The sequence below is a fragment of the Candidatus Goldiibacteriota bacterium genome (assembly GCA_016937715.1).
In the GTDB taxonomy this organism is placed as follows: Bacteria; Oederibacteriota; PGYV01; order PGYV01; family PGYV01; genus PGYV01.
In genome coordinates this window covers 1-11,917 of the sequence record JAFGWA010000036.1, presented here as the reverse complement: position 1 = coordinate 11,917, position 11,917 = coordinate 1, and the positions used below count along the sequence as shown (strand labels likewise).

Annotated in this window: 8 protein-coding genes; all 8 read right to left on the bottom strand. The window is 39.9% G+C overall.

All coding sequences use genetic code 11. From position 1 onward, the window contains the following. Nucleotides 1-544: 544 nt before the first annotated feature. Nucleotides 545-1,024, bottom strand: a complete 480-nt coding sequence (locus tag JXR81_04445) for a hypothetical protein (GenBank protein ID MBN2754098.1) — start codon at nucleotides 1,022-1,024, stop codon at nucleotides 545-547. A 274-nt stretch (nucleotides 1,025-1,298) separates the two neighbouring features. Then, nucleotides 1,299-1,889: a hypothetical protein gene (locus JXR81_04440; GenBank protein MBN2754097.1), complete on the bottom strand. Its 591-nt coding sequence runs from the start codon at nucleotides 1,887-1,889 to the stop codon at nucleotides 1,299-1,301. Between the two features lie 16 nt (nucleotides 1,890-1,905). Next, nucleotides 1,906-2,082, bottom strand: a complete 177-nt coding sequence (locus JXR81_04435; protein ID MBN2754096.1) for a hypothetical protein — start codon at nucleotides 2,080-2,082, stop codon at nucleotides 1,906-1,908. A gap of 48 nt (nucleotides 2,083-2,130) precedes the next feature. Continuing rightward, nucleotides 2,131-2,610, bottom strand: a complete 480-nt coding sequence (locus JXR81_04430; GenBank protein MBN2754095.1) for a hypothetical protein — start codon at nucleotides 2,608-2,610, stop codon at nucleotides 2,131-2,133. Between the two features lie 778 nt (nucleotides 2,611-3,388). Beyond that, entirely contained in the window at nucleotides 3,389-6,505 is a 3,117-nt protein-coding gene (locus tag JXR81_04425; protein MBN2754094.1) for an efflux RND transporter permease subunit, read from the bottom strand. A gap of 108 nt (nucleotides 6,506-6,613) precedes the next feature. Continuing rightward, on the bottom strand, nucleotides 6,614-9,847 hold the full coding sequence (locus JXR81_04420) for an efflux RND transporter permease subunit (GenBank protein MBN2754093.1): 3,234 nt from the start codon (nucleotides 9,845-9,847) through the stop codon (nucleotides 6,614-6,616). Nucleotides 9,848-9,850: 3 nt separating this feature from the next. Beyond that, a complete protein-coding gene (locus JXR81_04415; protein MBN2754092.1) occupies nucleotides 9,851-11,338 on the bottom strand; it encodes a TolC family protein in 1,488 nt (495 codons plus the stop codon). Beyond that, nucleotides 11,335-11,817 carry a winged helix-turn-helix transcriptional regulator gene (locus tag JXR81_04410; protein ID MBN2754091.1) on the bottom strand — a complete coding sequence of 161 codons (483 nt, stop codon included), beginning with the start codon at nucleotides 11,815-11,817 and terminating at the stop codon, nucleotides 11,335-11,337. The genes JXR81_04415 and JXR81_04410 overlap by 4 nt, the downstream gene beginning before the upstream one ends. Nucleotides 11,818-11,917 lie beyond the last annotated feature (100 nt).

Sequence of the window (11,917 nt, the reverse complement as noted above, 5' to 3'; positions counted from 1 at the left end):
TAGAGTGCATGGTTTATATTCTTGATTTGCATTGCCTTGGTAGCCGCGTCCCTTTAGGGCGCGTTGTTTATCTTTGATAAAATTCAACTGTCCCGCCCGCTTCATCTCGCAAGCTCGCTTTATTGCCTGGATTTCCGCTTCGCAGGTTCGCTGCAACCGCGGGATAAAGACCCGCGTCTGCCAAAACGCAAACCGAGCTGCGGAGCCACAATACTAATTATCTGCTATTATTCCCCCACCCGCGCAACATACGCCCCATCCACCATCTGAACAAATACTTTTATCATCATCTTAACCGTTTTGCCGGATTTCACATTCCCCGGCACCGGCGTCGGCTGCGCAGCAAATAACACAGCTGTAATCGTTATTAATCCTGCAATAATTATTATTCTTTTTATAAAAACCTCCGAAAAATTCAGTCTTATTTTTTTTCGATCGTATTGAACCTAACAACAATCACCATCATTTCAAAAATCAATTCCGAAATTTAAATTTTACAAATTCACACTTTAAAGCAAACAACTAAAAACTCATAGATAATAATCTATTCCGGGTAATTACTATGATCCTTTCCCAATTTAAAGTATTCGATAGTTGTTAATGGCGGTTTAACTGCTGCATACGGATAACTTTTATATTCTTCTTTTAATTCCCCTATGAATATTCTTTCACCGCTGGGTTTCCATATCCACCATTTATAAGATTTTGGGGATCCGGTGCCATAATCATCGGAAGATCTTAAAAATGGTATATCTGTTAATTCAACATTTGAAAAACCAATTTTTTTCCACAATCTATGTTTTAATCCAAGTTTAATAAAAGTTAACAAGTAAAACTTCACTCCCGAATTAAATATTTTTTCCATATTTTTTTCCGTTTCACTATTCACGGACTCAAAATTATATATTTCTATTAAATTACCACCCAAACAATTTTCATCATCTGCTATATATCTGAAATAAATTTTTTTATCTTCTACAAAAGCTACAAATACATCTCCGATCTTAATTTTGTTATATTTCACTTATTCTGCTTTCGGCGGTAAATCGAATTTTTCTCGATTTTTTTCAGCAATACTATCAATTATATTTATAAACGCCATTGCTAGACCTTGAAAGTAGAAATACATTTACTGTTTTTATCCGCGCCCAAGATTTCTCAATCTTCTTTTCCCGCTTCGAACAATCCATAATTTTTCAGTTCTGCCCTATCTTGCCCGGTAATAATTAACTTTACTGTTTCTGTTCTTTTAAGTCAGGGAAAATTGTGGTTCTACTTTCAAGGCTCGGTAAAAAGTACTATTGATTTGAATAAATAAATGACCTAAAAACTTCCAGAGATTCAACTAAGTTTTTCACGCCACAATCCGCATACCAAACATTATCAGAAATTCTACATTTAAGCCAATCACATTCACTTCTATAAATGTCTAAAGAATTGAATTTCTTATTCTCATATTTAGTTTCAATCAGTTCAATCTTTATTCCCCACCCGAATTTATCAGTAAGCGTTTTAATACTAACACCGTAAGAGTGTTCCCAATCCCCATTGCATTCATTTTCGTACCATTTTTGAAGCCATTCAACTAGATCCTTATCAAATATTTTTTGTTCGTCCTTAAGAAATTCTTTAAATTTGATTAAAATATCAATTAAATTTCCCGCCCCACCAGCACCCATCCAGATGCCATTATCAATTAAAACGCTATACCAATTTTCTTCTGTTAATTCAAATTTTAATGGTTCCACTTTCAAGTTTAAAAATTCATTATGATTCAAATCATATTCTAAAATCCATCCGGGATTATCAAGCGTGTGAATTGAAACATTCTCACACTTTATGTCTTTGTTAATTCTTGTAGCATACCAAGTTTGAATCCATTCAATCATTTTATATCTCCTATTATTAATTAGGAATTTCACTGCTTGTATCTGGTCTTACATGTCCTTTTTCATTTACCGCTTCCTCCGATATACCGGCATCCGGTTTAAGACTGTTATTTTTCATAACAATATCAGTACCAACGCCAACCTGCTTTTCTAAAAGCTTCCAAAATTCCAATCTAAGTTTTATTTTCGTCAATCAATCAAAATATCGAGTGCTGTTATAACACAATAGTTCCTTTTTATTCTACTCGCGAAATAATTCACCTTTTAATATTTTTGACCTATATATTATTATAAGTATAAGCGAAATAATATATGCTGATGTTTTTCCGTAAACATATATATTATCTAAAGTGTTTTTAACAAAACCAAAAATTAAAATCTGCTCATCGTAATATTTTTGTATAAACTCAATAATCGAATACCCCCATCTTTGCCCTAAAAACCCAACATAAGAAACAACACAAATCAACTGTCCTAAATATGCAACCGTTTTTATGGTTTTATTCTCAATAATAAAAAAGAATGATAAAATATATATCGGCAACAAATCTAACATACGCATCAAAAAGCCATAAAAAGACCAGTTTAAAGTTTCCGTTATATATATCTGATCATGCGTGCCCGAAAACGCTTCCATTATACTTAACATCACCGTTAAAACCGCAATCAACGTAAGTATTATGAGTGTTTTTAGTTCATATTTTATAAATAATTCCCTCATTAACCAATCTCCCCTGATTAATAACCATATTGAATTTTACCGTCTTGATTCCGGCAACTATTTTTAAAATTAATAGTTTTAATGAAATTATCAACCGTCCGTATCAACCCGATTTCACACAACGTATCAAAGTACATCAAAGCATTTATTCTCCCTTTTAAATTCAAAATCACTCCCATCAAACAAATAATTAATTTCCCCTGCCGATTTTTATAATACATTAAACGGCAAAGAATTTAAAGATTTTAATTGAGGAATCGCAATAAAGAAAGATGCCCGGAAGGCCGGTTTGTAACGTGAGGGACAGATGCACGGAGGGACGGAAGAAAAACTAAAGGCCAGAAGGTCGGAGGGTTGGATGATCGGAAGATACAAGAGCAAACAGAGCCGGACAGCGTGAATGTTGAGACATTACCTGCATCGTGTGATGTCCCTGCAAATTCAAAGATAAGATTAACTGCCGCACCTTAAAAGGTGCGCCTACCACACATTTAAAACTAAACATTAAGTACTAGACAAAAGTGCCGGACAGCGCGGGAGCGCTATCCCTACAAGTTCAAGGTCAAAAACAGACATTTAGTGCCGGACAAAAGAGCCGGACAGCGCGGGAGCGATGTCCCTACAAGTTCAAGGTCAAAAACAGACATTTAGTGACGGACAAAAGAGCCGGACAGCGCGGGAGCGCTGTCCCTACAAGTTCAAGGTCGAAACCAAACATTTAAAACCGGACAAAAGAGCCGGACAATGCGGGTGACGGAACTATAACAACATTAAAAAACTATTTTTTAAAAGCGTATTCGTTGTTTTTATCTTTACGGAAAACGCGTAATAAGGTTACTTTTAAATTGTGCATCATAACGGTAAATACCGGTATCATAAACAGTGTTACTACCGCTGAAAGAACCAGCCCCCACGCGAAAACAAGCGCTACGGGTTTTAAGAACGGGTCGTTTGCGCCGAAAAGCCCGTAACCCAGCGGCAATAAGCCCGCGGCCGTGGTTGCGGTGGTAAGGAAAATCGGCCTTAGCCTTGATACTGCCCCGTTTAAAACAGCTTCTTCAAAAGCAAGCCCGCTTTTAATATTTTTGTTTATAAAATCCGTCATTATCAAGGAGTTGTTTACAACCACGCCTGACAGCCCCACAAATCCCATAAACGCGCCGAATGATACCGGCATACCGTGAATTGCAAGCGTAAGCATAACGCCCATAAACCCAAATGGTATCGCAAGCATAATAATAAACGGCTGAACCAGTGAATTAAAAAGCGTGGCAAGTATAATAAATATAAGGAATAACGCCGCGGCAAAAGCGTTTCCTAAAGACCTGAACGTTTCCCGCATTTCTTTAAACTCCCCGCCTGTTATAAATTCAACATCGGGGTATTTCATTTTAAGCGCCTCTATTTTTTCAAGCAGTTTTGAATTTACGCTGTTTACCGTTGTTTCTTTTTTATCAATAGACCCCAGAACATTTATTGCCTTTTTTGTATCTTTATGTTTAAGCACGGAATAACTGTACCCTTTTTCTATTGATACCAGATTCTTCAGGGGTATATTCGCGCCTGTCCTGTTTGGAATTTTAAGAGACAGCAGGTCATCCAATGATTTTATCTCTGAATCTTTTGCCTTTACTATAACGTCTATATCTTCCCCGTCCCTTTTTATTGATGTTACTTTTACACCCGCCACGGCGCCGCGCAGCATCATACCAATATCCGACAGCGCAATACCCGCCTGCGACGCCTTTTTTTCATCCATGATAAGGCGCAGTTCTTTTTTCCCCTGTTCAAGGTCTGCCGATACTTCAGTAACCCCGCCTATGGTTTTTGCCGCCGCGATAAGTTCCGACACCGCGGGCTGAAGTTTTTCATACGAATCACCCACAATCGAATAATCAATATCATTTCTTCCCGGGCCGCCTTCTCTGGTGACTCCGGATATTTTTATGTCGGTCACGCCTTCGGGCCTGCCTACAAACTCCCTTACCGCACTTATCACGTCATTGGTATCTTTGGTTTTTCTTTCGGCTTTTAATTTAAGATAAATTTCTATCTGTGCAAGATTACTGCCGGTTTCGGGCTGCCCCTGGGAGTTTGGATACTTTCCTATATAATAAAAAATTGTTTCCACATCATCTTTTAAAAGATTGCCGTCAAGCTTCTGTTCTATCTGCCTTACAACCTTATCCGTATCCGATATGGAAAAAAGATTATCACACTTTATTTTTATATTTATGGCATCGGTTTCCTGGCTGAAAAATTCCACCCCTTTCAGACCGCCCGCGAAAACCGCTCCCAAAAATATAACCACCATAACGCCTATAAATTTCCATCTGTTTTTCAGGACGGGCGTAAGCGCTTTTAAGTAAATATTTTTAAGTGTATTTGTGAATGAATCCTGCAGCGGCGCCAGCCTGCCGGAACCGCCAAACCGCCCAAAATAAGCCAGATGTGAAGGCAGTATTATGTAGCATTCCATTAACGAAGCGGTAATAGCTATAATAATAGCCGCGGGAATAGGCGACAGAAAACTTCCAAGCACTCCCCCTACCATTAACAGCGGAAAAAACGCGGCTATGGTGGTTGCAACCGATGCGGTTACGGGAATTAACATTTCCGCCGCGCCGTCAACAGCCGACTGCATGGCATTTTTCCCCATTTCCATATGCCTGAAAACATTTTCCCCCACCACTATAGAGTCATCTACAAGAAGCCCCAGCGCCATAACAAAACCAAAAAGCGAAAGCATATTATATGATAATCCAAGCGCTTTTAATATTATAAGGGCCAGCCCAAACGCGACAGGAAGCCCCAGCGCGGTCATTACGGCTATTGACGGCCTTAGCATCAGCAGCAGTATGGCTACAACTAAAAATGCCCCGGCTATGCCGTTTGAAAACACAATATTAAGCCTGTCTTTGACAAATAACGAGGTGTCGTTTGAAAATTTTATCCTGACAGAAGGCGGGATAAGAGTTTTTATGCTTTTGATATTTTCTTTTACGTCCCTGCTGATGCGAAGAGTGTCATCGCCGCTTGTTTTAAGTATGGTAAACAGTATCGCGGTTTCTCCGTCCGCCCTTGTTAAAAAGTCCGAATCAGAAAACCCTTCATAAACATCCGCCACGTCGGCAATTGTTATATATCTGCCCACATCGTTAGACCTTAAAATAACACCGCCGGCGTCTTTGCTGTTTTTAATTTCCGCAAGCGCCCTGATGGAATTTTCATAACCGTCAAACACTTTATTGCCGGCGGGTATTGAAATATTCCTGTTTCTAAGGGCATTGGCAATGTTAAAAAGAGTTATACCGTACTTTCTTTCCTTTTCCGCATCAGATTCAACCCATATAACTTTGTCGTAATAACCTATTTTATCAATCTTTGTGACGCCGCGGATTTTTGACAGCCTGTTTTCAATGAATTTAGCCATTTCTCTTAATTCGCCGTAATTGCTTCCGCCGGAAACAGAAAGCTGTATTACCGGAAATTCATCTGTTGTAAGTTCGCTTACAACCGGGTCCTGCGCGTCGGCGGGCAGCGTGCGTATTTTATCAATCGCCCCTTTGATGTCATTTAAAATAACGGAAGTATCTTTAATTCCGGATTTTAAAGTGACACTTACTATTGAAACCCCTTCGGAAGACGAAGATGTAATACTGTCAATGCCCTTTATTCCGTCTATCGCCTCTTCTATCGGCGTGGTGATAAGTTTTTCAACTTCCTGCGGCGCGGCTGACGGATAAAGCGTCTGTATCACTATCAGCCCGAATTTGATTTCGGGCAGCGCTTCTTTGGGCGAAGTAAGAAATGTATAAAAACCCGCGGCAGTAACAAACACGGCCAGAAGATTTACCAGTATGTGTTTCTTTGCAAAAAATTCAATTAACTTCATATTACCCCCTTTAATAATACAGCGGAAAAACCTTAAACGGCCTTTCCGCTGTATTATAACATTCAGCCTGTATTGAAAAAGAACTTTTATTTAACTGATTTAACGGTTTTAATCTTTTCTGCTGAAAGCCTTTTTCTCTTCCCCGCCTTTTCCAAACATTCTCTTTATGGAAATTTTAAGATTATTGACGGTTACCATAAAACTTGGAATAATAAACAGCGTTACAAAAGAGGCAAACAGCAGGCCCCAGGCAAACACAACCGCCATAGGCGTGATCATAGGGTCGTTTCCGCCAAACCAGCCGTATCCCAGAGGCATAAGCCCTATTACCGTTGTGAAAGTTGTAAGCACAATCGGCCTTAACCTTGTTTTAGAACCTTCAATAATCGCCTGTTCAAAAGGCTTGCCTTCCGCGATCAGCCCGTTTATGAAGGAAACCATAATAAGCGAATTGTTAACAACAACACCGGTTAAGCCCACAAAAGCCATAAACGCCATAAATGAAATTGACATGCCGTGAAATACAAGGGTCCACATAACGCCTATAAACCCAAAAGGTATGGCAAGCATTATTATAAACGGCTGAACAAGAGAATTAAACAGCGTTGCAAGGATAATAAATATCAGAAACAGCGCTACAACAAATGCTTTTCCAAGATCCTGAAAACCTTCAGCCATTGCTTCCTGTTCGCCTCCTGTTTCAAAGCGCACATCCTTATATTTCTCTTCAAATTCCTTAATAACATCTTTCATTTTCATATTAAACATATTTGCGTTTATATTTGGTTCTTTTTTTATCTTTGTTTTCCCGGTTTTAGCCGCTTCCGCCTTAACGCCGTTTGATTCGCCTTTGGCTTTTTTAACGGGTTTTTTAAGCGTACCAACAACTGATACGCTTTTCTTTCCGTCAATATGCTTTAACTGCGAATAAGTTGTACCCTGTTCAACTTTCACGATTTCCCTTAACAGAATCCTGTTGCCCATCATATTGGGAACCTTTAACTGAAGCACATCATCAATAGTGGCTATTGACTGTTCGTTTACCCTTACTTTCACCTCTATGTCTTCGCCGAGTTTTTTAATGGTTTTAAGTTTAAAACCGGCTATCGCGGACCTCATTATTATGCTTGCCTGCGTAAGGTTCACGCCCGCCCTTGAAGCTTTTGCCTCATCAACTACAAACCTTACTTCTTTTTTGCCCTCTTCAAAATCCGTATTTAAAGAAGCAACAGGGTTATAAAACGCCGCGGAATCCTTTTTGGTATCGGCAAAATTAATCTTTTTTACCGCTTCCATAAACTCTTCCGAAACCGCAACCGCCCTGTCAAAACTGTCCGCGGATATGGCAACATCAATTTCTTCGCCTGCCGGAGGGCCGCCTTTAAGAGCTTTAATATCAAGGGTCTTTACGCCTTCCGGCATGCCTATACGGTTTCTAAGCGTTTCAAGTATCTTATTCGCGTCTTTCGTCTTTCTGTTATCTTCTATGTGCAGAATTACCGCTATATTTCCGATATTCGGCGCAAAAGTGGGCGGGCCGTTTGTGGAATTCCACATACCCACAAAACTGTTAACCGCTTCAAGGTCTTTTGGATCAAGCTCTAAAACTATTTTTTCTATATCTTTGACAATTTTTTCCGTGTCATCCACTGAAAACTCTTTATTGGTTTTCAGTTTTATCTCTATTTCATTTACCTGTGAATCCGTAAAAGAAAAACCGTTTCTTAATTCAAGGCCTATACCAAAGATAAACATAAGGGCTATCAGAATTGCGGTTGTGCCCCTTTTATACAGAGTAAGTTCCAGAAGTTTTCCGTATTTTTCCTTAAGCACTTCAAACCAATGTTCCTGTAACTGCTCGCCCTTGCCGCGCGTTTTCTGTTTTACAAAATCCGACAGATGGGAAGGCAGAATAAAGAAGCATTCTATTACAGACGCGGCCAGCGCGATAATTATAACTTTAGGGATGGCGGAAAGGAATTCCCCCATCATGCCGCCTATCATCATCAGCGGCGAGAAAGCGGCAATTGTGGTTGATACAGAAGCTATAACAGGCATTATCATTTCTGATGTCCCGTCCACAACAGCGTTATATGTATCCTTTCCCATTTCCATATGCCGGTAGACATTTTCGCCGACAACAATCGCGTCATCCACAAGCATACCCAGCACCATAATAAAACCGAAAATTGACATCATATTGAATGAAATACCCATCTGGTTTGTTGCAAAAAATGATATTCCAAAAGCTACCGGAAGCCCAAGCGCGGTGAAAACCGCAATAGACGGGCGAAGCAGAAGCATAAGCATGCCCACAACCAGCAGCGCTCCAAACGCGCCGTTTGAATAAAGGACATCAAGCCTGTTCTGAAGGTATATTGACATATCATTTGAAAACGAAACCTTAATATCGCCGTTAAATTCTTTTTCAAGGTTAAGCGCTATTTCACGGACCTGCTTTGCTATTTTAATGCTGTCTTTACCCTGGTTTTTTAAAATATCAAACAGGACCGCCCTTTGCCCCTGCGAGCGAAGATACATATCCTCGTCCTGAAAACCGTCAATTACTTCCGCGACATTTTTTACCTGAAGTTTTCTTCCCGCGTCATTTGAACGGATGATTACATTTTCAACGTCCTCTTTGCTGTCCATAGGCGACAGGAACCTGACGGCATATTCATACCTGTCAAATGTCTTGTTTCCCGCGGGCATTGAAATATCCCTGTCCTGCAGCGTTGAAATAAAGTTGTAAAGGGTAAGTCCGTATTTATCAAGTTCGTTTTTATCAACGTCTATCCACAGGGCTTTGTCGTAATAGCCCCACATTTCTATTTTGCCCACGCCCTTGACTTCCATAAGCCGTTCTTCAAGCCTTTTAGAAGCTTCCCTAAGCTGGGCGTAATCTTTGCCGCCGGAAACAGAAACGTTAATAACCGGAAATATATCAGACGCAATTTCAAAGATATTGGGGTCCATTGCTTCTTCAGGCAGGCCGCTTATCGCGTCAACCGCTTTTTCAATATCATCAAGAGCTTCTTTAATATTAGCGTCAGCAACAAGTTCAATTCCTATCATTGACATGCCTTCAGATGTCCAGGAAGTTATTTTATCAATCCCGTCAACATCTTCTATGGCGTTTTCAATCGGTATAGTCACAAGCTTTTCAACTTCTTCGGAACCCGCCTGCGGATATACGGTAGTTATTACAATATAACCCATCTGTATATTCGGAAACACTTCCTTTGCGGATGTAAAAAACGTATAGAAGCCGATTAACGTGATAAAAACCGCTATTAAATTTACCAGAATACTTTTCTTTACAAAATAACGTATCAGTCCCATGAATTACTCCTTGTCTTTAAGGTATTCATCAAAATACCCGTTATATTTTCCTGAAATTTTACTCCAGTTATTTACCGCCTGAATATATGTAATGAAAGAACCTATTTCGCTTAACTTCGCGGTTGACGCGTCTGTCTGCGCCATTAACAGTTCCCTGGTTGAAGACCTTCCCTGTTTAAAATCTTTTTCTTCTATACCAAGCCTTTTGTTCTGCAGCTGTGTGGCTTCTTTTTTCTTTTCATAATCATTTTTCGCGGACAGCAGTTTTCTGTACCCGTCCCTAATCATTATTTTCATCTGCCTTCTTAAAAATTCATAATCTTCCCGCGCTTTTTTCAGTTTTTCTTCTGTCTGGCTTTTTGCCGCTATGTTTCCCCTGTTCGGGAAAGAATATTTAAGATTAACGCCCACCATAAAATTATTGTAATTATTTGTGGACATAGTGTCAAACGCGCCGTCTAAATCCGTTGCAAGCCCGTCAATTCCATAACTGCCGATAAGGTTAAGTTCCGGAAGCATGTCCGCGAATTTCATTTCATCTTCAATTCCGGTCATATCCATCCCCAGCTTTGCCATTACAACTTCGGGCTGAACATCAACAAGGGTTTCTTCCATTTGAGAATTCAGTTCACCGGGAATCTCTATTTCTTCAACAGCGCCGGTCATTTCAACTTCTATATTTTCCCACTGCGCGTCGGAATAGCCCGCAAGGTTTAAAAACTGCTCTTTGGCAAACTTAACCTGATTCTCTGCCGGTGTAATGCCGGCTTCCGCAGATAATAAGGAAGCCTGCGTCTGATAAACATCCTTTGTTTCCCTCATGCCTATCTGTTTTAAATTCAGCGTTTCCTTATAAAACTTGCTTGCGTCATCGTAAAGCTTTTTCTGTGTTTTCAGCATCTCGTCTGACATATATACAAAATAAAATGATTCACGCAGGGCTGATATCTGATTATAAACAGTATTTTTCAGGGCCTCTTTTGAAAGAAGAATGGATTTCTTTCCTATCTCAATGGCTTTTTCATCGGGCCTGCCCCACACGCCTTTTAAAAGCGGCTGAGAAAGGGAAATTGAAAGCGAAGGGTCATATGTTTCTGCCGGCCCTAAAAACGCCGCCATCATAGGGTCAATATCCCCGTAAAGCATTGTGGTCCTGTCGTTTGTAAGCTTTAACCCAAGAAATCCGCCTGTGAATATTTTCTCTGAAAGCCCCACATTATATGAAAGGACTTTTAATTCGGACGGCGAAAGCGGGGAAGTTGCAATATCCCTCTGCTCTATATAATTAACGCCCGCGTCCAGCATTACGTCAAACATGCCGTATGTCTGCTCTACCACCGCTTTTGAAATCTTATAATCTGAATACGCTTTTGTTATTGATGTGTTTTTTTCAAAAGCATTTTTTAAAGCGGCGTCAAACGTTAAAGGCTCCGCCGCTGCCGTACCCGCGATAAATACCGCGCTTAAAACCAGTGCGATTAATCTTTTCATTTTTCTCCTCCAAAGTTATCCGGATGTATATTATTTTCCAAATTTGACCGTAATTCAGTAAGCAGTTTTATAAGCTGCCTTTTTTTAACGTCAGAAAAATTCTGATAAATATTATTTACCCTGTGAGCTTTTTTCATTCTTGATTCAATATCCGAAAGAAGCAGCCCGCCCTTACCGGTAATTTCCACCTGTACAGCCCTTTTATCTTTATTGCTTGAACTTTTTTTAGCGTAATTTTTCACTATCAGTCGTTGAACAGCCCTTGAAATGGCAGGCGCGTCCTGAAGCGTTATATCGCCAAGCGCCTTCTGCGTAAGAGCGCCTTTGCTTCCAAGAATCATCATTATCTGCCATTGCTCCGGGGTAAGGTTATACCTCATAAGCATTCTTGCCCCTTCCCTGCGCATCATCATTCCTGTACGGTAAAGGTTCCATCCCACCTGATTATTCAGGCTCTTATCTTTTTTCTTTTCAACCATCTCAACCTACCCGCCTTTTGTTAATTTCAGGTTAACAGAATGTTAATACTTGTCTAAGCAACTATATTGTTGTTCGGACAAGTATATATAATTCCACAAT

Excerpts from the sequence above, each read along its gene's own strand:
- JXR81_04440 (MBN2754097.1), bottom strand. The coding sequence starts at position 1,889 with ATGATTGAATGGATTCAAACTTGGTATGCTACAAGAATTAACAAAGAC.
- JXR81_04430 (MBN2754095.1), bottom strand. The coding sequence starts at position 2,610 with ATGAGGGAATTATTTATAAAATATGAACTAAAAACACTCATAATACTT.
- JXR81_04425 (MBN2754094.1), bottom strand. The coding sequence starts at position 6,505 with ATGAAGTTAATTGAATTTTTTGCAAAGAAACACATACTGGTAAATCTT.
- JXR81_04420 (MBN2754093.1), bottom strand. The coding sequence starts at position 9,847 with ATGGGACTGATACGTTATTTTGTAAAGAAAAGTATTCTGGTAAATTTA.
- JXR81_04415 (MBN2754092.1), bottom strand. The coding sequence starts at position 11,338 with ATGAAAAGATTAATCGCACTGGTTTTAAGCGCGGTATTTATCGCGGGT.
- JXR81_04410 (MBN2754091.1), bottom strand. The coding sequence starts at position 11,817 with ATGGTTGAAAAGAAAAAAGATAAGAGCCTGAATAATCAGGTGGGATGG.